The 25,651-nt window shown below is 73.7% G+C and carries 25 protein-coding genes and 1 pseudogene; 11 read left to right on the forward strand and 15 right to left on the reverse strand.

The features are described from left to right. Positions 1-125: 125 nt before the first annotated feature. Positions 126-560: a DUF6069 family protein gene (locus ACVDFE_RS27710; RefSeq protein WP_458432431.1), complete on the reverse strand. Its 435-nt coding sequence runs from the start codon at positions 558-560 to the stop codon at positions 126-128. A 115-nt stretch (positions 561-675) separates the two neighbouring features. On the opposite strand from ACVDFE_RS27710, the gene ACVDFE_RS27715 reads away from it, so the two are divergent. After that, a complete protein-coding gene (locus ACVDFE_RS27715) occupies positions 676-1,239 on the forward strand; it encodes a TetR/AcrR family transcriptional regulator (protein WP_360383853.1) in 564 nt (187 codons plus the stop codon). A 103-nt stretch (positions 1,240-1,342) separates the two neighbouring features. On the opposite strand, the gene ACVDFE_RS27720 is transcribed toward ACVDFE_RS27715, so the two are convergent. From ACVDFE_RS27720 to ACVDFE_RS27730, 3 genes are all read right to left on the reverse strand, one after another. After that, positions 1,343-3,406, reverse strand: coding sequence for a protein kinase domain-containing protein (locus ACVDFE_RS27720; RefSeq protein WP_458432432.1), 2,064 nt, complete (start codon positions 3,404-3,406; stop codon positions 1,343-1,345). A gap of 117 nt (positions 3,407-3,523) precedes the next feature. Next, the gene (locus ACVDFE_RS27725; protein ID WP_458432433.1) at positions 3,524-4,330 is read right to left on the reverse strand and encodes an endonuclease/exonuclease/phosphatase family protein; all 807 of its coding nucleotides are present in this window, start codon (positions 4,328-4,330) and stop codon (positions 3,524-3,526) included. Positions 4,331-4,347: 17 nt separating this feature from the next. Then, positions 4,348-5,208: an NmrA family NAD(P)-binding protein gene (locus ACVDFE_RS27730; protein ID WP_458432434.1), complete on the reverse strand. Its 861-nt coding sequence runs from the start codon at positions 5,206-5,208 to the stop codon at positions 4,348-4,350. 83 nt (positions 5,209-5,291) lie between these two features. Here ACVDFE_RS27730 and ACVDFE_RS27735 point away from each other — a divergent pair, with 83 nt between their 5' ends. Continuing rightward, positions 5,292-6,005, forward strand: coding sequence for a TetR/AcrR family transcriptional regulator (locus ACVDFE_RS27735; protein ID WP_458432435.1), 714 nt, complete (start codon positions 5,292-5,294; stop codon positions 6,003-6,005). Between the two features lie 70 nt (positions 6,006-6,075). Further along, a complete protein-coding gene (locus ACVDFE_RS27740) occupies positions 6,076-6,861 on the forward strand; it encodes an ion transporter (protein WP_458432436.1) in 786 nt (261 codons plus the stop codon). Between the two features lie 56 nt (positions 6,862-6,917). Here ACVDFE_RS27740 and ACVDFE_RS27745 read toward each other — a convergent pair whose 3' ends face one another. The 3 genes from ACVDFE_RS27745 to ACVDFE_RS27755 are packed head-to-tail and all read right to left on the reverse strand — an operon-like array spanning position 6,918 to position 10,372. Then, the gene (locus ACVDFE_RS27745; protein ID WP_458432437.1) at positions 6,918-7,982 is read right to left on the reverse strand and encodes a sporulation protein; all 1,065 of its coding nucleotides are present in this window, start codon (positions 7,980-7,982) and stop codon (positions 6,918-6,920) included. 33 nt (positions 7,983-8,015) lie between these two features. Further along, on the reverse strand, positions 8,016-9,071 hold the full coding sequence (locus ACVDFE_RS27750) for a hemolysin family protein (protein ID WP_458432438.1): 1,056 nt from the start codon (positions 9,069-9,071) through the stop codon (positions 8,016-8,018). After that, positions 9,068-10,372, reverse strand: a complete 1,305-nt coding sequence (locus tag ACVDFE_RS27755) for a hemolysin family protein (RefSeq protein ID WP_458432439.1) — start codon at positions 10,370-10,372, stop codon at positions 9,068-9,070. The genes ACVDFE_RS27750 and ACVDFE_RS27755 overlap by 4 nt, the downstream gene beginning before the upstream one ends. Before the next feature lie 185 nt (positions 10,373-10,557). Between ACVDFE_RS27755 and ACVDFE_RS27760 the strand changes: the two genes are divergently transcribed. After that, positions 10,558-10,908: a helix-turn-helix domain-containing protein gene (locus ACVDFE_RS27760; protein ID WP_458434409.1), complete on the forward strand. Its 351-nt coding sequence runs from the start codon at positions 10,558-10,560 to the stop codon at positions 10,906-10,908. Between the two features lie 80 nt (positions 10,909-10,988). Here the strand turns inward: ACVDFE_RS27760 and ACVDFE_RS27765 are convergent. Then, positions 10,989-11,711 (reverse strand): annotated as a pseudogene (locus tag ACVDFE_RS27765) (DUF4082 domain-containing protein); the annotation flags it as partial. Continuing rightward, positions 11,708-12,286: a biliverdin-producing heme oxygenase gene (locus ACVDFE_RS27770; protein WP_458432440.1), complete on the reverse strand. Its 579-nt coding sequence runs from the start codon at positions 12,284-12,286 to the stop codon at positions 11,708-11,710. The gene ACVDFE_RS27770 and the pseudogene ACVDFE_RS27765, both read right to left, overlap by 4 nt. Before the next feature lie 132 nt (positions 12,287-12,418). Between ACVDFE_RS27770 and ACVDFE_RS27775 the strand changes: the two genes are divergently transcribed. Beyond that, entirely contained in the window at positions 12,419-12,817 is a 399-nt protein-coding gene (locus ACVDFE_RS27775) for an ATP-binding protein (RefSeq protein ID WP_360383885.1), read from the forward strand. 194 nt (positions 12,818-13,011) lie between these two features. After that, positions 13,012-15,021, forward strand: coding sequence for an ATP-dependent Clp protease ATP-binding subunit (locus ACVDFE_RS27780; RefSeq protein ID WP_458432441.1), 2,010 nt, complete (start codon positions 13,012-13,014; stop codon positions 15,019-15,021). A gap of 115 nt (positions 15,022-15,136) precedes the next feature. On the opposite strand, the gene ACVDFE_RS27785 is transcribed toward ACVDFE_RS27780, so the two are convergent. The 6 genes from ACVDFE_RS27785 to ACVDFE_RS27810 all read right to left on the reverse strand — a co-directional run bounded on the left by ACVDFE_RS27785 (position 15,137) and on the right by ACVDFE_RS27810 (position 19,178). Beyond that, positions 15,137-15,391, reverse strand: coding sequence for a DUF3040 domain-containing protein (locus tag ACVDFE_RS27785; RefSeq protein ID WP_458432442.1), 255 nt, complete (start codon positions 15,389-15,391; stop codon positions 15,137-15,139). Beyond that, positions 15,381-15,848, reverse strand: coding sequence for a GreA/GreB family elongation factor (locus tag ACVDFE_RS27790; protein ID WP_458432443.1), 468 nt, complete (start codon positions 15,846-15,848; stop codon positions 15,381-15,383). Before ACVDFE_RS27790 ends, ACVDFE_RS27785 begins: the two co-directional genes overlap by 11 nt. An 80-nt stretch (positions 15,849-15,928) precedes the next feature. After that, the gene (locus tag ACVDFE_RS27795; RefSeq protein ID WP_360383897.1) at positions 15,929-16,084 is read right to left on the reverse strand and encodes a hypothetical protein; all 156 of its coding nucleotides are present in this window, start codon (positions 16,082-16,084) and stop codon (positions 15,929-15,931) included. Between the two features lie 7 nt (positions 16,085-16,091). Continuing rightward, positions 16,092-17,342 (reverse strand): NAD(P)/FAD-dependent oxidoreductase, encoded by a 1,251-nt coding sequence (locus ACVDFE_RS27800; protein ID WP_458432444.1) that lies wholly within the window; start codon positions 17,340-17,342, stop codon positions 16,092-16,094. An 80-nt stretch (positions 17,343-17,422) separates the two neighbouring features. Then, entirely contained in the window at positions 17,423-18,970 is a 1,548-nt protein-coding gene (locus ACVDFE_RS27805) for a PucR family transcriptional regulator (protein ID WP_458432445.1), read from the reverse strand. Between the two features lie 22 nt (positions 18,971-18,992). Further along, a complete protein-coding gene (locus tag ACVDFE_RS27810; protein WP_458432447.1) occupies positions 18,993-19,178 on the reverse strand; it encodes a hypothetical protein in 186 nt (61 codons plus the stop codon). A 112-nt stretch (positions 19,179-19,290) separates the two neighbouring features. Between ACVDFE_RS27810 and ACVDFE_RS27815 the strand changes: the two genes are divergently transcribed. The 5 genes from ACVDFE_RS27815 (at position 19,291) to ACVDFE_RS27835 (ending at position 25,645) form a co-directional block, all read left to right on the forward strand. Next, positions 19,291-20,436 carry an amidohydrolase family protein gene (locus ACVDFE_RS27815; protein WP_458432448.1) on the forward strand — a complete coding sequence of 382 codons (1,146 nt, stop codon included), beginning with the start codon at positions 19,291-19,293 and terminating at the stop codon, positions 20,434-20,436. Positions 20,437-20,648: 212 nt separating this feature from the next. Next, on the forward strand, positions 20,649-21,101 hold the full coding sequence (locus ACVDFE_RS27820; RefSeq protein ID WP_458432449.1) for a helix-turn-helix domain-containing protein: 453 nt from the start codon (positions 20,649-20,651) through the stop codon (positions 21,099-21,101). Continuing rightward, entirely contained in the window at positions 21,067-21,261 is a 195-nt protein-coding gene (locus ACVDFE_RS27825) for a hypothetical protein (protein WP_458432451.1), read from the forward strand. Before ACVDFE_RS27820 ends, ACVDFE_RS27825 begins: the two co-directional genes overlap by 35 nt. A 112-nt stretch (positions 21,262-21,373) precedes the next feature. After that, the gene (locus ACVDFE_RS27830) at positions 21,374-23,266 is read left to right on the forward strand and encodes a cytochrome c oxidase assembly protein (protein ID WP_458432452.1); all 1,893 of its coding nucleotides are present in this window, start codon (positions 21,374-21,376) and stop codon (positions 23,264-23,266) included. Between the two features lie 6 nt (positions 23,267-23,272). Then, complete coding sequence (locus ACVDFE_RS27835; protein WP_458432453.1) at positions 23,273-25,645, forward strand: heavy metal translocating P-type ATPase; 2,373 nt, start codon at positions 23,273-23,275, stop codon at positions 25,643-25,645. Positions 25,646-25,651 lie beyond the last annotated feature (6 nt).

Consider the following 25,651-nt stretch of genomic DNA (forward strand, 5'->3'; position numbering starts at 1 on the left):
CGGCGTTGCGCCGACTGGACGGCGGTGCGGTCCCGGGCCGCGGCGGCGGTGCGGCCCGGGACCACGCGACCGGGGTCCTGCGCCGCAGCGGCGTCGGCGCGGTCCCCGTCGCGCTCCTCAGCGGCTCACCGGGCGCCGAGAGGCAGGATGCGGGTCAGCACCGGCACGGTGGCTGCGGCGACCACGAGGTGCATCGCCATCAGCGCGAGCGAGTTCACCGCGGACGCGCCCCCGGCGAGGATGCCGAGGTCGGGAATCCACGAGACCACGACGGCGACCGGGACGAGCACGCGCAGCACGCGCCGCGGGTTGCCGGCGAAGCGGCGCACCAGGTACCAGCCCAGCGTGCCGAGCGCGATGCCGATGACCGTGGCGGGCGCGTACTCGTTCAGGGCGAGGCCCATCCGCTCGGTGCCCTCGGGGATGAACTTGGCCGCGACCAGGGCGATCACCGCGTTGACGACGGTCGAGATGACCGCGGCGCCGAGGAGGCCGACGACGACCTCACCGGTGCTGGGCGCGAGACCTGCGGGGCGTGCGGGGAGGCTGGCGTCGGCCATGGGCCCTGTCCTTCGGTAGGCTGAATTGCAAGCGGTCACTTGCAAACGAAGGTAGCCATCCGGCGCCGATAATGCAAGTGTCCACTTGCATTATCGGACGATCGGGGAGGGCTGAGTGGCTGGCCGGGTGACCGACGCGGCGGTGTTCGACGCGGTGCTGGCGGTGATTGCCGAGCAGGGCTACGAGCGCGCGACGACCCGTGCCATCGCCGACGCCGCCGGGATCAACGAGGCGACCCTGTTCCGCCGGTTCGGCTCCAAGAAGGACCTGCTGCGCCAGGCCGTGCGCAGCAGCTTCGCCGGGTTCTCCCTGGACATCGACACGCCGGGCGACGACGTGGCCGCCGACCTGCTCACGATCGTCAACTACTACGCGCGCCTCTACGAGACGCGCGGTGGCGTGGTGCTGACCCTGATGCGGGAGGCGAAGTTCAGCCCCGAGGTCGCGGCCGTGCTGGCCGAGCCGGAGTCACTGCTGGAGAAGGTCGACGCGGTCGTCCTGCACCACCAGCGGCGCGGCGCCCTGGTCGTGGAACCGCCGCGGCACACGTTCTTCGCCCTGGTCGGCCCGGTGATGATGCGCGGCATCGCCCGGCGCATCGACCAGCGCGCCACGCAGGCGCCCGCCGACCCCGAGACCGTCGTGCGCCGGTTCCTGCGCGGTCACCTGGCCGACTAGGCACCTGGCCAGCAGTCTTGCCCGCCTCTCCCCCTCCTTGCTGCCCTGGCAGAGCCGGGGGCGGGGACTTGGGGCGTCGAAGGCACGACAGCCGGCAAACTGCTCAGAACTTGGACAGGATCTGGGTGTTCCACCACAGGTCGAGCTTGTCGAGGGTGTCGATGTCGCCCGGCCTGCGCAGCACGCCGATCGTGAGCGTGCGCGAGTCGACCCACCAGACCTCGGCCTTGCCCTCGGCGAGGAAGCACGTCGTGAACTCACCGGGCAGCGGTCCCGAGGTGGAGCGGTAGTAGAGCGCGTAGTGGATCGGGGCGGACTTGGGCCGGCACCCGCCGCGGTCGTCCATGCGCGGGATGCCCCGCGCGTTCACCAGCCCGATGAAGAACGCGTTCTGCGCGGCCTGATCGGCGAACAGCCGGAACTCCGCCTCGTCCGGCTGCGCCAGCCGCCCGTCGTAGGCGGCGTTCGCGGTGGTGCACCGGACCGCGGCGACCGCACCGCTGTCCGGCTCCTTGCGCACGCACGAGTTCGCCGTGCGGTACACGGTGGGCAGCGCAGCCAGCAGGGCGTCGTCCTGCGGCGTCCGGGTCGTGGTGGTGGTCGTCGGCGTGGCCGAGGTGGTCGTGCTGGTCGGGGTGGTCGTGCTCGTCGTGGTGCTGGTCGGGGTGGTGCTGGACGAGCCGGACCCGAGGGTGCGGTCCCTGTTGCCGATGATCAGCGCCGTCGCGACGATGCCCACCACGACCGCGAGCGTGCCGCCGACGAGCGCGGCCCGTTTGGCCGGTGAGGTGCGCCGGGGCGGCTGGCCGGTGAACGGCTGGGGGCCGGTGGAGGGGAACGGCGGAGCGGCGGGGGTGGTCGCGCGGGGGAACTGGGACTGGCCGGGGTGTTGGGCCCAGTGGTGGGCGGCGGGGAGGCCGGGAGTGGCTTGGCCGGCCGGTGGGGTCATGGGCGCGGGCTGCCCGGCCGGTGGGGTCGGGTGCGCGGCGAGGGCGCCGGGCGGAGTGGGGTGAGCCGGTGCCGGGCCGCCGGACATTGCGCCGCGACCGGCCGCACCGCCGTGGCCAGCGGGCCTGGGCGGCGTGCCCTGGGCCGGAGCGGGCAACCCACCCGGCGGCGTGCCGTGGCCGACGGGCGCGCTTGGGGCCGGAGCGGGCAGCCCACCAGGCGGCGTGCCATGCCCGGCGGGCGCGCTTGGAGCCGGAACGGGTAGCCCACCAGGCGGCGTGCCGTGACCGGCGGGCGCACCTGGGACCGAGGCGGGCAACCCACCAGGCGGCGTGCCGTGCGCGTGAGCTGCGGCGAACCCGCCCGCAGGCGTTCCGTGACCGCCCGGCGCCCCGATCCTCGGAGCCGTCAACGCCCGCGCCGCCGCCTGTGCCAGCTCCCCCGCCGTCGCGTACCGGTCGGCGGGGTCCTTCGCCATGCCCTTCGCGATGACCTCGTCCAGCGCCGGCGGCACGGCCGAGTTCAGCGGCGAGGCCTTGGGCGGGGCCTCCTTCATGTGCGCCCAGATCTGGGCGGCGGTGCCGTCCGCGGTGAACGGGCGGCGGCCGGACAGGCACGCGAACAGGACGCAGGCCAGGGCGTACACGTCGGCACGGCCGTCGACCGGGCCGCTCTCGAAGCGTTCCGGGGCCATGTAGTCGAGGGTGCCGACCACCGAACCGGAGGCGGTCAGGCCCGTCACGGACGGGGAGGCGCTGCGGGCGATGCCGAAGTCCACCAGGTAGACGAAGTCGCCGGAGGTCACGAGGACGTTCGACGGCTTCACGTCGCGGTGCACGAGGCCGTCGGCGTGGGCGGCGTCGAGGGCGCTCGCGACCTGTTCGACGATGCGGACGGCGCGGGCCGGTTCGAGGGTGCCCTGGTCGATGACGTCGGACAGGTCGGCGCCCTCGACCAGGCGCATGTCGAGGTAGAGGCGGTCGTCGATCTCGCCGTAGGCGTGGATGGGGATGACGTGCGGCTCGCGCAGCCGGGCCACGATCTGCGCCTCGCGGCGGAAGCGGGCGCGGAACTCCTGGTCGTCGTGGTAGCCGGGCGACAGGCGCTTGAGCGCGACGAACCGGTCGTGCGCCGTGTCGTAGGCCCGGTGCACCTCGCCCATTCCGCCGCGACCGAGCAGCTGCTCGATGCGGTACGGCCCGAACGTCTCTTCCGTCATCGTCCCCGTGTTCCCGAGCGCCTTGTCCGTCCGAGTCGACGCGCGCAGACCGCTGCGGGTTCCGCCGACCGCAGCAGCCTAATCGGCGCCCGGCGGGCCTGGACGCCGATCGGGTGATCACGGTGTCGTCAGGCGCACCAGGAACCCGTCGTGGTCGGTGTGGCTCAGGCCGTACCTGGCGGTGCTGACGAACGCGTGGTCGCCGGAGAACACCACGTGCTGCACGTCGCCGTCGCCCTTGCGGACGTGGCCGGGCGGAACGCAGTTCTGCGCGTTCTCCGGGTCGGACGGGTCGTGCTCGAGGTTGAAGTCGCCGCCGACGACCGTCCGGCCGCTCAGCCCTTCCGCCGACCGGATGGCCGGGACCACGTCGAACAGCAGCGCCCGGCACTGCGCGAGCGCGACCGGTTCACTGCTCGCCGACAGGTGGGTCGTGCACGCGAGGTGGTTGCCGACGGCGTAGGCGCAGGCGTAGGTCCGCTGCTCGTTGCCGCCGTCCTGGCTCGCGTACCGGCCCGTGTACGTCCGCACGCCCTGATGACCGGCTGCCGCGACCCGGCCGAGCACCGCGTTGCCGTAGTCCTGGCCGTTGGTGCACTTCACCGGCGTGCCGGTGTCCCGCCGCAGCGCCGGGGCGAACACCTGGTAGACGACGTCGCCCGGCCACGCCTGCGTCATCGCCGCCACGAGGTGGCCCGGGAGGTCGCCGGCGCAGATCTCGTTGAGCGTCACCAGGTTCGGCCGCACCCGCCGGATGAGGTCGGCGGCCTCGGGGACCGCGCGGCCCTGCGCGTAGCAGCCGGCCACCCCGCTGTTGCACAGGTTGAGCTGCAACGCCCAGAACCGCTCCGCGGCCGCCGCCGGCACCGCCGTCGCCAGCACCACCACGAGCGCCGCCAGCACGGCCGAAACCCTCGCCCCCATCGGTTCCCCTCCGGTCGTCAGCGGCGCGCGATCTCCTCGACCACCGTGCGCGCCGCGGTCGCCGGACGCCCCAGCAGCTCTTCGAGCGCCGGGTCGGTGACCGCGAACTGGCCGGCCCGCGCCGCGCGGAACATGCCGAGGGTGAACTCTGCCAGCCCTTCCGGCGTGCCGTGGCCGATCACAGTTGCCTTCCACTCCTCGTCGTCGACGACGACCCGCCTGATGGTCCGCCCGGTGACCTCGCTCAGAACCCTTGCCACGTCGGCGAAGTCGAGCAGGCCGGGCGCGGTGAGCGGCGGGCTCGCGCCGTCGAACAGCCCGGGCTTCGTCACCGCGGCGGCGTCCGCCTTGGCGAGGTCGGCGTGCGCCGTCCACGAGAACGGCCCGTCCGCGGGCAGGCGGAGCTCACCGGTCCGCAGCGCATCGGGTACGTAGTGCTCCAGCGTGCTGACGTAGAAGCCGTGCCGCAGCGCCGTGTGCGGGACGTTCTGCTGCGCCAGGTGTTCCTCGACCGCCGCGTGCTGCCGTCCCGGGTCGAACAACGAGTCCGGCGAGGCCGCCTGGTGACTCGTGTAGAGCACCCGAGACGCTCCCGCGCGCACGGCCGCGTCGACCGCCGCACGGCTCGCCTGAGCCGCCTGGGGCCCGCGGATCGCGGCCGAGACGAGCAGCACCTGGTCCGCACCCTCGAACGCGCGGTCCAGCGTCGCGGGCTCGGTGAAGTCGCCCGCGCGAACCCGCACGCCCCGCGCGGCGAGGTCCGCCGCCTTCCCGGGGTCGCGCACGCTCACGCCGACGGTCCCGGCGGGAACGCGCTCCAGCAGCTCCTCGACGACCTGGCGGCCGAGCCGTCCGGTCGCCCCGGTGACGATGATCATGAAAGCCTCCCTGAACCAGTGATTCACAATCACGCTATCACTGATTCGGATCGGCGATAGCTCGATGCTGATATCGTTGATCCATGACGGAGACCGGCGCCGACGCTCGCGTGAAGATCGTCACCGCGGCCGCCCACCTGCTGCACACCGGCGGCGCCAAGGCCGTGACGACCCGCGCCGTCGCCCAGGAGGCAGGCGTCCCGGCACCGACGATCTTCCGGCTGTTCGGCGACAAGGACGGCCTGCTGGAGGCGGTCGCGGAACAGCTGATGGCCGACCACGTCACCGAGAAGTCCGCCAGCACCGCGGCGGAGGACGGCGACCCGGTCGACGACCTGCGCGCCGCCTGGCGCACCCACCTCGCGTTCAGCCTCGCCCACCCCGACGTGTTCCTGCTGCTGACCGGCCCCGGCCGCCGGCACTCCCCCGCCGCCACCGGCGGCACCGAGGTGCTGCGGTCCCGGATCACGCGACTGGCGGCGGCGGGACTGCTGAACGTGTCCGTCGCACGCGCGGTGGACCTCGTCCACGCCGCGGGCAGCGGGGCCGTGCTCGCGCTGCTGGGCAAGCCGGAGGACCAGCGCGATCCTCAGCTCGCCGACGTGCTGCTGGAGGCGGTGCTCAGGCAGGTCCTCACCACGGCACCGGCGCCGCCCGCGGCCGATCCGCTGGCGCTCGTGCTGGCGTTCGAGGAGGCGCTGCCGGAGCTGCCGGAGCTCAGCGACGGGGAGCGCACGTTGCTCACCGAGTGGTTGTCCCGCACCACGACCGCGCTGCAGGACCAACGGAGACGCTGATCCACAACAGGCTCCGGTCACTCGATAGGTTGATCATCACCAGTCGACCTCTCGCACCAGGAGCCCTCCGTTGACCGCCCGTGCCCGTTTGCGCGTCCTGGTCGACGCGCCGTGGTTCACCAGAGTGATCACCGCCGTCATCCTGATCAACGCGGTCACGCTCGGTCTGGAGACCTCGCCCCAGCTCCTGGCCGACCACGGCACCGTGCTGCACGCGGTCGACCGGGTGGCGCTGGCGGTGTTCGTGGTCGAGCTCGCCCTGCGGTTCGCCGCGTACGGCGGGGAGTTCTTCCGCGACCCGTGGAACTGGTTCGACACGGTGGTCGTGGGCATCACGCTGCTGCCGGCCACCGGCACGTTCTCGGTGCTGCGGGCGCTGCGGGTGTTGCGCGTGCTGCGGCTGGTGTCGGTGGTGCCGAGCATGCGACGGGTGGTGTCCGCGCTGCTCACGGCGTTGCCGGGGATGGCGTCGATCACCGCGTTGCTGGCGCTGGTGCTCTACGTGTCCGCGGTGATCGCCACGAAGCTGTTCAGCGCGGTGGCGCCGGAGTACTTCGGTGACCTCGGGGACTCGCTGTTCACGCTGTTCCAGGTGATGACCGGGGAGGCGTGGTCGGAGGTCGCGCGCACCGTCATGGCGGAGAAGCCGTTCGCGTGGGTCTTCTTCGTCGGCTACCTGGTGGTCACGACGTTCACCGTGCTCAACCTGTTCATCGCCGTGGCGGTCAGCGCCATGCAGACGCAGATGACCGAGGAGCACGACCGCGAGGAGATGGCCGCGACGCTGCAGATCCTCGACGAGGTGCGGTTGCTGCGGGCCGAGCTGGCGGCGATGCGCGACCGCGTGCCGGGCTGAGGCGGACGAACGGCGGGCGACCCCTGGAGGGCCGCCCGCCGTGTCGTTCGATCAGGTCACTCCTCGCCGAACGCGAAGTCCCCGCCGTCGTCCTCGAAGACCTCCTCGACGACCTCGCCCAGCACCATGCCGCCGACCACACCGGCCGCACCGGCGGCGATCATGCCGCCCATGCCCGGCCCGCTGCGGTGACCGTGCTGGCCGTGGTGGCCGTGGTGCCCCTGCTGGTCGTAGCCGTACTGGCCGGGGTGCGGCTGGCCGTACCCCGGCTGACCGCCGTAGCCCGGCTGGCCGCCATAACCCGGCTGGCCGCCGAACGCCGGGTTGCCGCCGAACGGCATGCCGCCGTGGCCGCGGTCGGAGATCTGCGACAGCCACCCGTTGATCGCCGACGCCCAGTCGGCGACCTGCGCCTCCTGGTGCGACATCCGGAAGTGGCCGAACGCGTCACCGCCGGAGGAGAACATGCCGCCGCGCTTGTCGGCCTCCAGCACGACGTACAGCTCGTGCGGGGAAGCGACGAAGGTCAGCTCGACCTCCTGGATGCGGCCCGCGAACTGGGCCGGCGGGAAGAACTCGATCTCCTGGTAGAACCCGAGCTCCTGGTGCACGCCGTGGATGCGGCCGGCCTCGACGTCCGCGCTGCGGAACGAGAAACCCAGCTGCCCGAAGGCGTTCAGCACCGCGTCCTGCGACGGCAGCGGGCCCACGTGGACCGGGTCGAGGTCGCCCTTGTCCGGCGCGCCCGCGATCACCAGCTCGGTGCGCACACCGACGGTCATGCGCGGCAGCGGCTGACCGCCGACCGCGGTGATCGGCGTCTCCCACGGCAGCGGCAGCTGGAACGGGATCGAGACCGGCTGACCGGCGGGCACGCGCACACCCTGCTGCACCACCAGCCGGAAGAACTCGGACACACCGGCGTACTCGTGGTCACCGTGCTCGACCTCGACGCGCGTGACCAGCGACAGCACGACCTGGCCGATCTCGGCGTCCGCGCTGCCACCCTGGATGCGCACCTGGCCCGTGACCACCTGGCCGGGTGTGGCGTACGGCGAGTCGAGCACTGTGTCGACGGACGGGCCACCGACACCGAAGGCGCTCAGCATCCGCTTGAACATGGACAGTCTCCTCCTGCGGGGACTAGGTGAGGATCAGTTCGAACGCACCGCTGTGCGCGGTGCGTCGGTCTCGTCGTCGAACTCGCCGATCAGTTCTTCGAGCAGGTCTTCCAGTGCGGCGATGCCGACCACGGCCTCGTCGGCGCCGGCCACCAGCGCGAGCTGGGCGCGGTCGGCGCGCATCGCCGTCACCGCGGCCGCCACCGGCATCCCCTGCGCCAACGTCAGCACAGGGCCCATCAGCTCCCGCGCGGCGGGATCGGCCCCACCGGCGGTCGCCCGCATGGCCTCGCGGATGTGCACCAGGCCCACGTAGGCGCCGCGCTCGTCCCTCACCGGGAAGCGCGACCGTCCACAGCGGAGGCTGGCGCGCTCGACGTCGCGCGCCGACGTCAGCTCGGTCACCGTCGAGACGTCCGCGATCGGCACCATCACCTCGCGCAGCATCGTCTTCTGCACCTGCAGCATCCGGGTGAGCAGCCGCTGCTGGTTCTCCGGGATGAGGCCGTGCTCGGCGGACTGGCGCACCAGCAGCCGCAGGTCGTCCGGGCGGTGTGCCTGGGCGAGCTCGTCCTGCGGTTCCACCTTCAGCAGGCGCAGCAGGGCGTTCGTCGTGCCGTTCAGTCCACTCAGGATCCAGCGGACCGAGTGGGCGAACGCGCGGAACGGCACGGCCAGCAGCAGCGCCGACCGCTCCGGGTGGGCGATGGCCCACGACTTGGGCGCCATCTCGCCGACGACCATGTGCAGGAACACCACCAGCACGAGGCTGATCGTGAACGCGATGCCGTACGCCACGGCGTCGGGCATCCCGGTCAGCTGCAGCAGCGGGTCGAGCAGGTCCGTCACCGCGGGCTTGGCCAGCGCACCCAGGCCGAGCGTGCACAGCGTGATGCCGAGCTGTGCGCCGGCGAGCATGAGCGACAGCTCGCGGACACCGGCCACGGCGGCACGTGCGGCGCGGGAGGTCTCCGCCTCCTGCTCCAGCCGGTGCCGCTTCGCCGCGATGAGCGCGAACTCGGCGGCGACGAAGAACGCGTTGGCCGCCAGCAGCACCAGCGACACGAGCAGGGACCAGGTCGTGCTCATCGGGCCTCCTCCCGCTGTGCGGTGCGCGCCGTGAGCACCACGGTGTCCGGCACGTTGCGGGCCACCGCGGCGACCAGCAGGGTCACCTCGCCGAGCTCGATCTCGTCACCGGCCTCCGCCGTGCGGCCGAGCTGGTGCAGCACCAGGCCCGACACCGTGTCGTAGGAGTCGTGCGCGGGCAGCGGCACGCCGGTGGCGTCCTCCACCTCGTCCAGCCGCATGCGGCCGGGCACCTGCCAGCGGCGGTCGCCGAGGGGTTCGATCGCGTCCTCGACGATGTCGTCCTCGTCGTGGATCTCACCGACGAGCTCCTCCGCCAGGTCCTCCAGCGAGACGACGCCGGCGAACCCGCCGAACTCGTCGACCACGCAGGCGAGCTGGCGGCGCTCGGTACGCAGCCGCTCCAGGACTGCGGGCAGCGGCAGCGTCGTGGGCACCACGAGCGCCGGCGACGCGATGTCACCGATCGGCGTGTGCGGCCGCTGCTCCGGCGCGAGGGTCAGCACCTCGGCCAGGCCCACGACACCGCGCAGGTCGTCCAGGTCGGTGCCGGTCACCGGGAACCGCGAGTGCCCCGTGGCGAGCAGCTCGACCACGCGGGCGGCGGGCTCGTCGGCCCGCACCGAGTGGACGTTCACGCGCGGCGTCATGGCCTGCTCGGCCACCAGCTCGCGGAAGTCGAGACCGCGGTCGAGCAGCCGGGCCAGCTCCGGTTCGAGGTGGCCCTGCTCCTGCGCGTCCCCGACGATCTGCTTGAGGTCCTCGGGCGTGGCGCCCTGCGGCAGCTCCTCCACCGGCTCGATGCCGAGGGAGCGCAGCAGCTTGTTCGCCGTCGCGTCGAACAACCGGATCACCGGACCGGCGATCTTGAGGTACACCAGCGTGGACGAGGCCAGCCACGTCGCCAGCGCCTCCGGCTTGGCGATCGCGAGGTTCTTCGGCAGCAGCTCGCCGAGCACCATCTGCACGGCGGTGGCGAAGATCAGCGCCACGGCCATGGCCAGCGGCACGCCCACGGACTCGGGCAGTCCCAGCACGGTCGCCAGACCGGTGCCGAGCAGCGGCTCGGCCACGTACCCGACGAGCAGCGCCGTCACCGTGATGCCGAACTGCGCGCCCGACAACATGAACGACAGCTTCTGGGTCACCCGGTAGGCGCGCTCGGCGGCCTTGTCGCCCGCCTCGGCCATCTGCTGCAACCGGCCCCGGTCGACCGCCATGTAGGCGAACTCCTGGGCGACGAAGTAGCCGGTGGCGGCGGTCAGCGCCACGATCACCAGCAGGCCGGAGAAGATCAACATGTCGCACCCGCGACACGGAAGGGAGAGGTTCGCCGGGCTCGCCCCGGCGCAGTACTGCAGCCGTCTACATCGGCTTCGGAAGGCATGCTTCACAGTAGCACGTGACACTGTACGGTTGTGGGGACGAGGAGGTGTGCGTGTCCGAGGCCCTGTTGAAGATCGGAGAGCTGGCCGCCCGCGCCGGCGTGAGCATCCGCACCGTCGACTACTACACGACCCTGGGTCTCATCAGCCCAGCTCAGCGCACCGCGGGCAACTACCGGCTGTACTCCCCCGCCGACGTCGACCGCATCCACCTGGTGCAGCGCCTGGAGGTGCACGGCCTGCCCCTGGAGGAGATCGGCACGGCGCTGCAGGCGCGGACCGGCGACGTCACGCTGCTGCTCGACCGCATCGACACCGACCTGCGGGTGCTGCAGGAGGCCGCGGACAGCGCGTCGCCGGAGATGCAGGGCCTGCTCGCGGTGATCGCGACGCGGGTGCACAACCTGATCACGATCGCGTTGCAGCTGCCGCCGGACCTGCCACTGCCGTGAGCGGTTCCCTGACACGGGACGGCGGTGCCGTCCCGTGTCAGGGCGGTCAGGCCTGGAGGCTCCGGAGCGACCCAGTAGTGGCTGTCGCGCCACGTCTCGGTCGGGAACCCGTCGTCGTAGCTGTACACGCCGGCGTGCGCGGGCAGCACGAACGGCGCGCGCACGACCGTTGCCGGGAACGTCTCGGTGCTCGCGCGGTACAGGCCGTGGCGCGAGGTGAACGAGGCGACGTACTCCACCCCCGACACCACCGGCACCGGCGTGGCGAACGCGTCGGCGTACGCGCCGGTGACGGCCTGGTCGGCGAGCAGCGTGCCGTCACCGCGCCACAACCGCACGCGGCTGGCCCGGTCGTGGTTCCACGACGTGACGATCCGGACGACCGAGCCGGGCCGGTCGGCGCGGAACCGCAGGCCCAGCTCGGCGCGCCGGCCCTCGGCGTCGTCCACGACCGGGTTCTCCGTGAAGAACGTGCACTGGTGGCAGGGCCCCGGCGTGGGCGCGGGCACGCCGACGTACGGCGTCCTGGCCGCGGAGACCTGGCCGAAGGCGGTGTCGGTGTCGACGCGGCTGACGATCGTGTGGAACGCCTGTTCGACACCGGTCTCGCCGCCCAGCGGCACGGTGGCGGTGCGGTACTCGTCGCGCCAGGTCTGGCCGCCGTCCACCGGGACCTGGAAGTCCCGCAGCGTGTCGGACCGGTACCCGTCGTGGCCGCTGTCCGTGGGCGTGCAGAGGTGGGACTGCGGCAGTGTCGGCGTCAGGGGTCCGCTACCGGCTGCGGCGAGCAGAGCAGCGGTCACCGCGCGGACGGCGCAGCACGGTGGTCGGACGCGACCACCCAGTCGCGGAACAGCTCGAAGTGCCGGTTCGCCGCCGCGCAGGCGGCCGGGACGTCCTGCGGCGGCAGGACCTGCCCGGCCAGCTCACCGAACCGCCGCAGCCGGCGGCGCGCGTCCCCGTCACCCGCGAAGAACGACACCGGCACCGGGCCGAGTGCGCCGGCGACCCAGCGGGTGATCAGCTGCCCGCCGAGCCGGGCGCCCTCGACGACGTAGAGCGAGCCGACCAGCGCGGGCAGCGACTCGACGTCCGGCGCGGCCGACCGCGGCAGCGACGCGATGCGCGCCGGGCTCCAGCCGGAGTCGCGCAGGTCCGCGGCGAGCAGGTCCGCGCCCGGCAGTACCGACCACGGCAGCCGCTGCGCCGTGACGGCGGCGGCCAGCGCCTCCTCCAGCGGTTCGTGGAAACCGAGGAACGCCGCGAGCACCTCCTCGTAGCGCTCCGGTGAGGTGAGCCGGCCCGACAACCCCAGGTCGTCCTCCAGCGCATGGTGCGCGCCGCGGGTTTCTGTGCGCAATCGTGCGAGCAAGTCCACCCGCGCACCCTATTCTCGGGGGTGCGGCGGCCTCCTCGGCGGAACGGAACCTCAAAAGACCCGAACCGCGTCCAAGCCCATGACGAACGTCCGGATGGCAGCTCTGTGCACCGACCACGAACTGGAGGCGACGTGTCCACGACGGAAGACGTGCTGCCGGACAGATCCGGCACGCGGCGGACCCTCGCGATCGAGGACGACGTCAGCGAGCTGCGCCGCGCCAGGGACTGGGTGCGCGAGCAGCTCACCGGGCTGACTGCGGACCAGGCGGAGGACGTGGTGCTCGCCGCCGACGAGCTGGTCTCCAACGCGCTGCGGCACGGCGCGGCCCCGCGCACGCTGACCCTGCTGCTGCGACCCGGTTCGCTGCGGTTCGAGGTCGAGGACGGCGAGCCGGCACCGGCCCGGCCGCGTGAGGGCACCACGACGGGTGGCCGCGGGCTGACGCTGGTCGACGCGCTCGCGACGGACTGGGGGCAGCAGCCCACCGGCCGCGGCAAGGTCGTGTGGGCGGAGTTCACCCTCGACTGACGGGGAACGCGCGGCGACGTCGCGCAGCCGGTCGACGACGGGGTGGCCGTCGGGCCGGAACTTCAGCACGGGTCCCCGGGGTGCGAGCTGCGGCCGGGCGCTGCGCCAGGTGGCGGAACGACCGTCACGTCCACCCTCCAGAAGGGGGACGATGTGCGGGTGCAGGTCCCTCGACCGGGTGGAGGTGGCGAGCAGTGGGTGACGACTGGCTGTTCGGGTTCGGGTCCAACTCGCTGGAAGACCTGGTGGGCAAGCTGTTCGGCGGGCTGGGGCAGCCGCCGTCGGCGACCAGGCGCACCGACCACTTCGGCCGCGACCTCACCGCGGCGGCCCGCGACGGCCTGCTCGACCCGGTGGTCGGCCGCGAGGACGTGATCGAGGAGGTCCTCGAGGTGCTGTCGCGGCGCACCAAGAACAACCCCGTCCTCATCGGCGATCCGGGCGTGGGCAAGACGGCGGTCGTCGAGGGCATCGCGGCGCTGATCGCGAGCGGCGACGTGCCGGCCACGCTGCAGGGCAGGCGGCTGATCTCGCTCGACCTCGCGGGCATGGTCGCCGGGGCGAAGTACCGCGGCGAGTTCGAGGAACGGCTGCAGGGCGTCGTCGAGGAGGTGGCCGCGACGAACCGGATGGTGGTGCTGTTCGTCGACGAGCTGCACACCGTGGTCGGCGCCGGCAGCGCCGAGGGCGCGCCGATGGACGCCGCGACCATGCTGAAACCGGTGCTGACCAGCGGGCGGTTGCAGGTCATCGGCGCCACCACGGCCGAGGACTACCGCCGGTACATCGCGAAGGACGCGGCACTGGAACGCCGGTTCCAGCCGATCCTCGTGCCCGAACCGTCGGTCGAGGAGTCGATCGCCATCCTGCGCGGCCTGCGCCCGCGCTACGAGCTGCACCACGGCGTGCGGATCACCGACGAGGCGGTCGTGGCCGCGGTGGAGCTGTCGGCCCGCTACGTCACCGACCGGTTCCTGCCGGACAAGGCCGTCGACCTGGTGGACCGCGCGGGCGCACGGCTGCGGCTGCGCGAGAAGTCCCCGTTGCCCGCCGACCCGGCGCAGCTCGAACACCGCGTGCGGCGCCTGAAGCGGGACCGCGCCACCGCGCCACCGGAGGAGGCGCTGGCGATCGACGACGAGCTCGACCGCGCCGTCGCCGACCTGGAGGCCGCCCGCGCCGCACTGGCCGACGCCCCGGAGGTGGGCGCGAACGACGTCGCCGAGGTCGTGTCCCGCAGCACCGGCATCCCGGTCGCCCAGCTCACCGAGGCCGAACGCCACCGCCTGCTGCACCTGGAGGACCACCTGCACCGCCGGATCATCGGACAGGAGGAGGCCGTGGAGGCGGTGGCCGACGCCGTGCGCCAAGGCCGTGCGGGCCTCAAGCACCCGAACCGCCCCATCGGCTCGTTCCTGTTCCTCGGCCCGACCGGCGTGGGCAAGACCGAGGTCGCCCGTGCGCTGGCGGAGGCCCTGTTCGGCTCGCAGGACCGGCTGATCCGCTTCGACATGAGCGAGTTCGCCCAGCAGCACACCGTGACCCGCCTGATCGGCGCACCCCCCGGCTACGTCGGCTACGAGGACGCGGGCCAGCTCACCGGCGCAGTCCGTCGCGTGCCGTACTCGGTGCTGCTGCTCGACGAGATCGAGAAGGCCCACGGCGACGTCTTCAACACCCTGCTGCAGGTGCTCGACGCGGGCCGGCTGACCGACGGTCAGGGCCGCACCGCGAACTTCGCCAACACGGTCATCATCATGACCAGCAACATCGGCGCCGACCAGCTGCTCGCCGCGGCCACCTCGGGCGTGCCGGTCGAGGACCTGCGCGGCCCGCTGCTGGGCACGGTCCGCCGGTACTTCCGCCCGGAGTTCCTCAACCGCCTCGACGAGATCATCCTGTTCCGCGGCCTCGACGCCGGCCAGCTGCGGCAGATCACCGTGCTGTTGCTCGACCGCACCCGCGACCGGTTGCGGGAGAAGGACATCACGCTGGAGGTCGACGAGCAGGCCGTGGAGTGGCTCGCGGCCCGCGGGTACGTGCCCGAGTACGGCGCGCGGCCGTTGCGGCGGACCATCGGGCGTGAGCTGGACCGGCGGTTGTCGCGGGCGTTGCTGGCCGGGGAGCTGCGGGAGGGGCAGCACGTCGTGGTGACGGCCGGGGAGGGCGGGCTGGAGCTGACCGTCACCGACCGGCCGGGATGACCGGGTGACCGGGTGACCGGGTCGGGCAGTCGCGCGCCGCGATCGGCAACGCCTCCCCGACCGCCGCCTCCACGCTCCGCCGTCCCCTGGCCCGAACGCTGGCGCTCCCCCGGGGTCACGCCCCGGGCTTGCGCCGGTACTGCGAGCGGGCCCAGGCCCACCCGGCGAGGAGGGCGAACACGAGGATGCCCATCGGGTGCCCGAGCACCAGCGCCGCACCGCCCAGCAGGACGACGGCGATGACGAGGGCCTGGTGGCGGTCCGCTGCGGGCCGGGTGGCGCCCTCCAGCTTCGCCGCGAGCTCCGGGTCCTGCTCGCCGAGGGTGCGCTCGATCTCGCTCAGCGCCGCGCGTTCCCGGTCATCGAGCACTGCGCACCTCCTGCTCGCCGTGCGCCTGGCCGTACGGCACGGCGCTCAGCAGGGTCACCGGCACCGCGGCTCCGCTGGGCGTCCGGTACGTGCGCCGTTCCCCCTGCCGGGCCCCGTTCACCGCCGCCCCGAGCGGTGAGTCCGGTGAGTAGACCTCGACCGCGCCGTGCTCCGCGCTGCGGGCACCGAGCAGGAACGTCTCGGTCTCGCCGGTGTCGTCGAACCGGACGGTGAGGACCATGCCGGGTTCCGCGATGCCGTCGTCGGGCGGGTCCTCGCCGACGATCGCGTTGGTGAGCAGGTCGGTGATCTGGCGGATGCGCGCGGTCCGCTGCTGTTGCGGCACGGGGCTGGTCTCGTCGTCGGACTGCGCGCGCGGTGGGGCGAGCAGGGTCGTGAGCTCGTTGCGGAGCCGGTGGTGCGCCTGCGGCGTCAGCCACACGCGGGGAGTCGTCATCGTTGCTCCAGGGCGAGGAGTAGGGGGTGTCCGTGTGGGCCGGGTTCGTCAGCCCACGACCCGCACGGACAGGAGGGTGGTCAGTGGTCGCGGCGCAGGGCCTCGAAGTCGTGCGCGTAGTCGGAGGCGACGCGCAGGAGGATGTCGCGCTGCACGCGGAGGAAGTCGTTCTCCTTGCGCAGCCAGGCGAGCTCGGCTCGTTCGCCGTCGGTCAGCGGCGGTTCGGCGGGGTGCATGCGGCGGTCACCGGAGCGGGTCGAACTCGCGCAGCGCGGCGGGTTGCTTGCCGGTGGTGATCTGCTCGGCCAGCAGGCGGCCGGTGACCGGTCCCTGCGCCAGGCCCCACATGCCGTGGCCGCCGGCGACGTACACGCCGGGGACGCGGGTCGCTCCGATCACCGCGCGGCCGTCCGGGGTGACCGGGCGGGGGCCGACCCACACGTCGGTGCGGTCCTCCCACCGCACGCCGTCGAGCAGCGGCCGGGTGGAGGCGATGATCGCGTCCACGCGCGCCTTGTCCAGCGGTGCGTCCGGGTCGCGGAACTCCATGGTGCCCGCGACCCGCAGGCCGTCCCGGTACGGGGTGCAGGCCACGCGCACCTCCGGCAGGTAGATCGGGCCGCGGACGGATTCGCTCACGGGGACGGTGAACGAGTAGCCGCGGCCGGCGCGGACCTGCGTGCGGACACCGGCCCGTGCGGCGAGGGCGGGCAGCCACGCGCCGGTGGCCAGTACCACGGCGTCGGCGGAGATCGCGGTGCCGTCGCTCGTCTGCACGGAGACACCGGGGCGGACGCCGGTCACCTCGCCGGACCGGATCGTGGCGCCGCGGGCGACCACGGCGCGGCCCAGCGCCCGCACGAACGCGCCGGGGTCGACGAACCGCTGCCCGTCGATGCGCACCCCGGCCGTGAGGGCGGCCGAGGCCTGCGGGAGCTGTTCCCTCAGGTCCGATGTGGACAGAACGGAGTGGGCGACCGGTTGTCCTGCCGCGGCGAGCCGTTCCAGCTCGCGCACCAGACCCTGCGCCTGCCGGGCCGAGGTGAAGGCCGCGGTGAACGGCGCGTCGACGGTCGGCACCGCGACGCCGTTGGCGGTGAGCACGTCGTAGGCCTCGATGCTCTCCTCGTTGAGCGGCAGGTTCGCCTTCGCCACGCGCGTCCACGACGACCAGCGGCAGTGGGCGGCGAACCGCGTGAGGAACGACCACAGCCCGGGGTCGGCGGTGAGCGGGATGTGCAGCGGCGCGGCCGGGTTGAGCAGGGACCGCAGCCCGTAGCGCAGCACCGCCGGTTCGTTCAGCGGGATCGCCAGGCCCGGCGCGATCCACCCCGCGTTGCCCCACGAGGCGCCGGCGGCGACACCGGTCCGGTCGACGACCGTGACCTCGACCCCGCGTTCCTGCAGGAACCACGCCGTGGACAACCCCACGACCCCCGCACCGACCACCACCGCTGAGCGCGGACCGCCGTCAAGGCGCTCGACGCCGTCCATCCCGGGCCTCCTGTCATCGCTTGCCCCCAGGATGGAGTGAGGACAGGCCGATCCGGTTGTCCGATTCCTACAACCGCGGCTCAGCGGTTGTAGGTTTCCGACACCGTGGCGGCGAGGTCGATGAGCATGGCGACCCGCTTGGCCGGGTCGTCCAGGCCGAGGACCGTCACCTCGCTCATCTTGCGCAGCCGGTTGCGGACGGTGTTGCCGTGCACGCCGAGCCGGTCACCGGCCGCGGCCAGGTCTCCCTGCGCCTCCAGCCACGCGCGCAGCGTCGCGACGTACTCGGTGCCGTGCTCGGCGTCGTGCCTGCGCAGGTCGGCCACCGGTCCGCGCGCGGACGCCCGGCCGACGCGGGCCGCGGCGCGCAGCCGGTGCAGCAGGATCTCGTCCCACGACTCGTCGTAGGCGGGGGCGGGCGTGTCGCCGGTGCGCATCTCGTGCAGGGCAAGGCACTCGTCCGCCTCCTGCCGGGCAGCGGGCAGGTCGGCGGGGCCGGCGACCGCGCTGATGCCCGCCGCCAGGGTGACGTTGTCGGGCAGCGCCGACCGCAGCGCCGCCAGCCAGTCCCGTGCCGCCGCCACCCGCTCGCCCGGCAGGACCGTGTAGATGCTGTTGCCGGTCACCGCGCTGCGCCCCGGCCGCGACCAGCCGAAGCCGGTGGTCGCCTGCTCGAACGCGAGCAGCACGGCCGCGTGCCGCTCGGCGCCGACGTGGGCGCGGACCGCGACCACCCTGGCCGGTCCCGGCGGCAGGCCGAGCTGGCTGATCACCGTCGCCGCGTCCGCCGTGCCCTCCAGCAGCCGGATGACCCACTCCGACTCCACCTGGCGCTCCAGGTCGGCGCTGGCCCGCAGCCGCAGCAGGTGCAGCGCCACGATCCGGGCGCCGTCGGTCAGCGCCGTGCGCTGCGGCCCCCGCAACGGCGCCGGGCAGGCCACCCAGACCGCGCCCAGCAGCTCCCGGCCCACCCTGACCGCGGCCACCATCCGGCCGGTCAGCCCGCGTCCGGGTGCCCCGGCCACGAACAACGGCTCGTCGGACGCCTGCAGGTGCGCCCGCACACCCGCCGCCTCGAACAGCTCCCGCACCCACGCCGGCACCTGCCGGCCCATGATCGTCTCCAGCCGGGCGGCGTCGACCTCCTGCTGCGGTCCCGAGTAGGCCAGCACGCGCGAGAGCTGGTCCTCGATGGTCACCGCACCGCCGGTGGCCGCGGCGAGGCTGTCGGCCAGGGCGAACAGGTCGGTGGGACCACGTCCGGACTCGGTCTCCCTGCCTTCGAGCACCAGCCCGTAGACGACGCCCGCGAGCTGGCTCCACGACAGCGCCGGGTCCGCCAGCATCACCGCGACGCCCTCGGCCTCCCCCACCGCGACGACGTCCGCGAGCAGTTCCTCGCCGCCCCGCAGCAGCACGACGACGGCCCGCGCCGCCACCGCCGCACGCACCGCTTCCGCGACCGAGCCCGCGCCGACGGCGAGGTACACGTCACCCACCTCGGCGCGCTCGTCCGCGGCGTCGCGCAGCACCACGCCGCGCAGCTCCGCCGACCGCGGCACCGGGCAGCAGCACAGCCGCACCCCGTACCCGCCCAGCACGTTGACCAGCCGGTCCAGTCTCACCACGGCCGTGCTCCCCGTCCCGGCGTCACCGCCGCTTCGGCCAGGGCATGAGCAGCAGCACGCCGGCGGCGGCGCACAGCAGGCCGATCGTCGTCCAGAGCTGCTGCCCGGTCATGAAGCTGCCCTTGAGGTGGCCGAGGCCCTGCGCGGTCCAGACGCCGCCGAGCACGAGCAGCACGACGCCGACCCCGACCACCACTTTTCTGCTCATGCCCGGCAGCCTACCGGCCGGGCGGTCGCCGGCGCTCCACAGTGGACGGACGGGTGGGACACGACCGCGTCGGTCGTTGATCGCGCCCGCCGGAACGGGTGGAGTGGGCGGTGTGGCGACGACGATCGTGAACGCGCGGGTGTTCGACGGCAGGGCGGTGCGGGACTGGACCTCCGTCCGGTTCGCGGAGGGCCTGGTCACCGGCTGCTCGGTGGGCTCGGCCGCGCAGGACGGCGACGAGGTGGTCGACGCGCGGGGCGGGACCGTGCTGCCCGGCCTGATCGACTCGCACGTGCACCTCGTCCCCGGCGCCCTCGCGCAGTCGCTGAACCACGGCGTCACGACCGTGCTCGACATGTTCAGCAAGCCCGACGTCGTGGCCGCGGCCAGGCAGCAGGCCGCCACCCGCACGGACGTGGCCGACGTGCGGTCCTCCGGCATCGGGGCCACCGCACCCGGCGGGCACCCGTCGCCGCTGTACGCGCCGATCCCGACGGTGAGCGCTCCCGGTGAGGCCGAGCGGTTCGTCGCGGACCGGGTCGCGGAGGGCGTGGACCACCTGAAGGTCATCTCCGGGGTCGGTGGCCTCTGGCCGGCGCTGGACTCCGCCACGATCGCCGCCCTGGTCACCGCCGCGCACGCCCGCGGCCTGGTGGTCGTCGGGCACGTGAGCTCGGCGGCCGGGCTCGACCAGCTCGTGTCCGCCGGGGCCGACGTCGTGGCGCACGTGCCCACCGACGACCTGGACGACACCCTCGTCGACCGCATGGCCCTGGCCGGAATCTCCGTCGGCCCCACCCTCGTCACCGCGGAGAACGCCCTGCGCTCCGCGAACCGGGCAGCGGCCACCGTGCGGCGGCTCGCCGAGGCGGGCATCCCCCTGCTGGCGGGGACCGACGCGCCGAACCCCGGCACCGCGTTCGGGCAGGCGCTGCACCGCGAGCTGGAACTCCTGGTCGGGTGCGGTCTCAGCCCGGCGGAGGCGCTGGCCGCCGCCACGGCCGAGCCGGCACGGGTGTTCGGGCTCGGCGACCGCGGCCGGATCGCACCGGGCCTGCGCGCGGACCTGGTGCTCGTGTCCGGCGACCCGCTGACCGACATCACCGCGGTCCGCGCGGTCGAACGGGTCTGGCGCGCGGGCGTGCAGTGCGAGCGGCGCCCGTTCGTCCCGGATGCCACCGAGGCCGAGGAGCTGGCCGCGTTCGACGCGCGGGTCGCCCGCGCCGTGGCTGCCGTGCGCACACGCAGGCTCGGCTGACCCGAGCCACCGCACCCGAGCCCATCGAGCTGATGGGCCAGTACGTCGAGGTGCTGCGGACACGTCGCCGAGTTCGATGGCGGCACCGCGGCGGTCCACGCGCCCGGCGGCGGACGGCGGAGCCGTGTCAAGCTGACCGCGACCCACCAGGAGAACGCACCGGAGCTCGTCCCCGCCGCGGGATGACCCGACCGACCCGGGAGAAGCACCTGATGCCGCGGATTCGCGCCGCCACCATCGAAGAGCACCACGAGATGGTGTGGGCCGACCTCGCCGAGGCGGTGCGGCAGCTGCTGCTCGAACGCGACTACGACTCGATCAACATGGGTCACATCGCGGCCAGGGCGGGACTCGCGCGCAACACCCTCTACAACTACGCCCGCGACAAGAGGGCGCTGGTGCTGGCCCTCGCGCACCGGGCGAGCCTGCCGCTCGCCGGGCAGGTCGCCGAGATCGCCGCGCGGTCGTCCGACCCGGCAGCTGACCGGCTGCGGGGAGGTCGTCGAGACGATCCTGGCCGCGTCCACGCAGCACGCGCTGCGGCTGATGTTCCTGCCGAACTCCAGCCCGCTGGTGGCGGAGCTGCCGGACGGACCGGAGAACCCGTTCTCCGTGCTCGTGGCCGAGGTGGTGAACATCGTCGAGGCGGGCGTGGCCGCCGGTGAGTTCCGGCCGGTCGAGGACGTGCGGCTCACCGTCGAGCTGCTGTCGGGGGCGATGCGCGCGGGCATCGACCGGATCACCAGGGACCCGGACGCGTTCGCGGCCACGGTGCGGGCGGCGCAGGAGATCGTGCTCGCCGCGGTGACCCGCACCGGGGACTGATCGACGGGGACCCGCCGGCTCCGTCCACTGTGCGCAGTCGGCTGCGTCACACCGGCGCCCCTGATCCACTGAGGCCGGGAACTCGGCGAGGGCTTCGTCCGACCGCCTGGGCATGAGGGTGGACAGGGCCGTCGCGGTCGCGTCGGTCGGCTCGGTGGTGTGCGTCGCGGTCGTCGTGCTCTGGGCGGGTGACGTGCACGCCGCCTTGGGCGACAGCGATCCCGGCAGGGCCACGGCGCTGGCGTTCAGCCTCGTGCGCACCGCGGCGAACGCCGCTGCCACGATCACGGTGGGAGCGCTCGTCTTCGGGGCGTTCGTCGTGCCCGCACCGCCGAAGCGCGCCCGGCTGACACCGCACGCCTTCGCCGCCGTGCGCACCGCCGCAACGGCTGCGGCCGTGTGGGCCGGTGCGGCCGCTGCCGCCGTCGTCCTGTCCGCCGCCGACGCGTCCGGGCAGTCCGTCGCGGTCGCGCTGGAGCACCTCGGCGGGCTCGTGGCCGCCACCGAGGAACCCAAGGCGTGGATCGTCTCGGCGGTCGCCGCCGTGGTCGTCGCGGCCGGTGCGCGGGCGACGCTGACGTGGACGACCTCGGTGCTGTGGCTCGGCCCCGCGCTGGCCGGGGTGCTCGCGCCGGTCGTCGCCGGGCACGTCGCCAACGGTGCGTGGCACGACGTCGCCACCAACGCGGTGGTGTGGCACATCCCGGCCGCCGCCGTGTGGGTCGGTTCGCTCGTCGCGCTGCGGGCGTACCTGCGCAGGCCGGGCACCGCTGCGACCGATGTCGTCGTCCGGCGCTACCACCGGCTCACGACGGGCTGCGTGGTCGTGCTCGTCCTCAGCGGCGCGGTGACCGCGGCGGTCCTCATCGGACCGTCCGGGCTCCACACCGGGTATGCGGTCCTGTTGCTGCTCAAGCTTTCCCTTTGTGTGGCCGTGCCGCTGCTGCGTGCGCGCTGGGGCCCGCAGCGGCCGCTCGGCACCGAGCTGGTGGTGCTGGGACTCGTGCTCGGCGCCTCGACCGGTCTCACCCACCTCGTGCCGCCCGCGTGGTTCGCCGACCGGCCGTCGCCGCAGGAGACCGTGCTCGGCTACGAGCTGCCCGACCCGCCGAGCCTCGCGGAACTGGTGCTGGGCTGGCGCCTCGACCTGGTGTTCGGCCTGGGCGCGCTGGGGCTGGCTGCGGGGTACGCGGTAGCGGTGCGGAAGCTGCGGCGCCGAGGTGACACCTGGCCCGCCGGGCGGACGGTCGCGTGGCTGCTGGGGTGCGCGGTGGTGCTGGTCGTGACGTCGTCCGGGGTCGGCCGGTACGCGGCGGGGATGTTCAGCACCCACATGGTCGCGCACATGTCGCTGAACATGCTGGCACCGGTGCTGCTCGTGCTGGGCGGACCGGTGACGCTCGCGCTGCGGGTGCTGCCGGCCGGGCCGCGGCAGTGGGTGACGGCGCTGCTGCACTGCCGGGCCACCCGGCTGGTCGCGCACCCCGCGGTGGCCGCGACGGCGTTCGTCGGGTGGATCTACGTCCTGTACTTCTCGGACCTGTTCGGTGCCGCGATGCGCTTCCACTGGGCGCACCAGCTGATGAACCTGCACTTCCTGGTCACCGGCTGCGTGTTCTTCTGGCTCGTCATCGGCGTCGACCGCGCGCCGCGGGCGTTGCCGCACCTGGCCCGGCTCGGGCTGCTGTTCTCGGTGATGCCGTTCCACGCGTTCTTCGGCGTGGTCCTGATGAACCACCAGACCGTGATCGCCGAGCACTTCTACCGCACCCTCGGCCTGACGTGGCTGCCCGACCTGCTCACCGACCAGCGCCTCGGCGGCGGCATCGCGTGGGCCACCGGGGAGGTGCCGATGCTCGTCGTCGTGCTCGCACTGCTGCGGCAGTGGGCGGTGGCGGACCGGCGGGAGGCGGTGCGGTTCGACCGCGCCACCGACACCGGGCACGACGACCGCTTGGCCGCCTACAACGCGATGCTCGCGGAACTGTCCGGAAGGAAGAACTGACCCGCCATGACCACCACCACCGCGGACAACGCCGTCGAACTGTCGGTGTCCGGGATGACCTGCGCCGCCTGCGCCACCCGGATCGAACGCAAGCTGAACCGGGTCGACGGCGTGCGCGCCACCGTCAACTACGCCACCGAACGCGCGATCGTCCACCTGCCGCAGGGGATGCGCACCGACGACGCCGTGCAGGTCGTGCGCGCCGCCGGGTACGACGCGGCCGTGGCCGGGCAGGAACGGGGTGACGACGTCGTCACCGGGCTGCGGCACCGGCTGGTGGTCGCGGCGGTGCTCGCCATCCCGCTGGGCAACCTGTCGATCAGCCTCGCGCTGGTGCCCGCGCTGCGCTTCCCCGGCTGGGAGGCGGTGTGCGTGCTGCTCGCGCTGCCGGTGGTCGCGTACTCGGCCTGGCCGTTCCACCGCGCGGCGCTGCGCAACCTGCGGCACGGCGCGTCGAGCATGGACACCCTGGTGTCGCTGGGCGTGCTGGCCTCGTTCGGGTGGGCGGTGTGGTCGCTCGCGGCCGGGCCGTCCGGGCCGGGTCACTGGCTCGGCTTCGGCGTGACGGCGGAGGGCGCGGACGCCGTCTACCTCGACGTGGCCGCCGGTGTCACGACGTTCCTGCTCGCCGGCCGCTACTTCGAGCTGCGGTCGCGGCGCTCCGCGGTGGGCCTGCTGACAGCGCTCGCGGGCATCGCGGCCAAGGACGCCAGGGTGCTGCGCGACGGCGTCGAGACCACGGTCCCCGCGGCGCAGGTGCTGGTCGGCGACCTGGTGGTGGTGCGACCGGGCGAGGCACTGCCCGCGGACGGCGTCGTGACAGAGGGGTTCTCCGCGGTCGACACGGCGACCATGACCGGCGAGCCCGTCCCGGTGGAGGTGGGTCCGGGCGCACCGGTCGTCGGCGGCACGGTCAACAGCGCCGGGCGGCTGGTCGTGCGGGCGACGGCGGTCGGCGCCCACACCCAGCTCGCGCAGATGCGGGCGCTGGCCGAACGGGCGGCCGAGCGCAAGGCCGCCGTGCAACGCCTGGTCGACCGGGTGTGCGCGGTGTTCGTGCCCGTCGTGCTGGTGCTCTCCGCGCTGACGCTGGCCGGCTGGCTGCTCACCGCCCACTCCCCGCGCGAGGCGTTCACCGCTGCGGTCGCGGTGCTGATCATCGCCTGTCCCTGCGCGCTCGGCCTCGCCACGCCGACCGCGCTGATGGTCGGCGTGGCGAGGGCGGCGCAGCTCGGCGTCCTGGTGAAGGGGCCGGAGGCACTGGAGGCGACCCGCGGTGTGGACACGGTCGTGCTGGACAAGACGGGGACCGTGACGACCGGCCGCATGGAGGTCGTGGAGACGTGGGCGCTCGGGGACGAGCGAGTGCCTGGGCCGGAAGCCGCACACGACGACTCACCCACCCCCGCCGACCATGGGTCGCAGGCCGTGGCTGTGGAAGCCGTGTCCGAACACCCGCCCACTCCCGCCGACCACGTGCTCCGGACCGCGGCCGCCTCCCAACACCCGCCCACCACCGCCGACCACGTGCTCCGCGCCGCTGCCGCCGTGGAGGCCGCCTCCGAACACCCCATCGGCGTGGCCATCGCCGCCGCCTGCCCGGACGCACCCGCGGTGACCGCGTTCGAGGCCCTGGTCGGTGCGGGCGCACGGGGCGAGGTCGAGGGCGTCGCCGTGGTCGTCGGTTCCGCGGAGCTCATGGCACGGCTGCGGCTCCCGGTCCCGCCGGCGGCGACCGAGTGGCTCGCGGGTCTCGGCGCGGCGACCGGGGTGCTGGTCGCGCGCGGCGGTGTGGTGGTGGGCGGCACCGCCCTGCGCGACACGGTCCGGCCGTCTGCCAGGGGTGCGGTCGCCCGCCTGCACTCGCTCGGCCTGCGCACCGTGCTGCTGACCGGCGACCACGACGCCGCGGCCAGGGCCGTCGCCGCGGAGGTCGGGGTCGGCGAGGTGGTCGCGAACGTGCGGCCCGCGGACAAGGTCGCCGTCGTGGAACGGTTGCGCGCGCAGGGCCACCGGGTCGCGATGGTCGGTGACGGCGTCAACGACGGGCCCGCACTTGCCGCCGCCGACCTGGGCATGGCGGTCGCGCACGGCAGTGACATCGCCGCGCAGGCCGCCGACGTGGTGCTCGTGCGCGACGACCTCGGCGCCGTCGCGGACACGGTCGTGCTCGCCGGGCGAACGCTCGCCACCATCCGGGGCAACCTCGTCTGGGCGTTCGGCTACAACGCCGCTGCGCTCCCCCTCGCTGCCTTCGGGTTGCTCAACCCGCTCATCGCGGGCGCGGCCATGTCGTTGTCGTCGGTGCTCGTGGTCGCGAACAGCCTGAGGTTGCGCAACGCGCTCGGGAACCGGACCGACCTCACGGCCGACTCCTAGGACGAC

It is taken from the genome of Lentzea chajnantorensis (assembly GCF_054300775.1).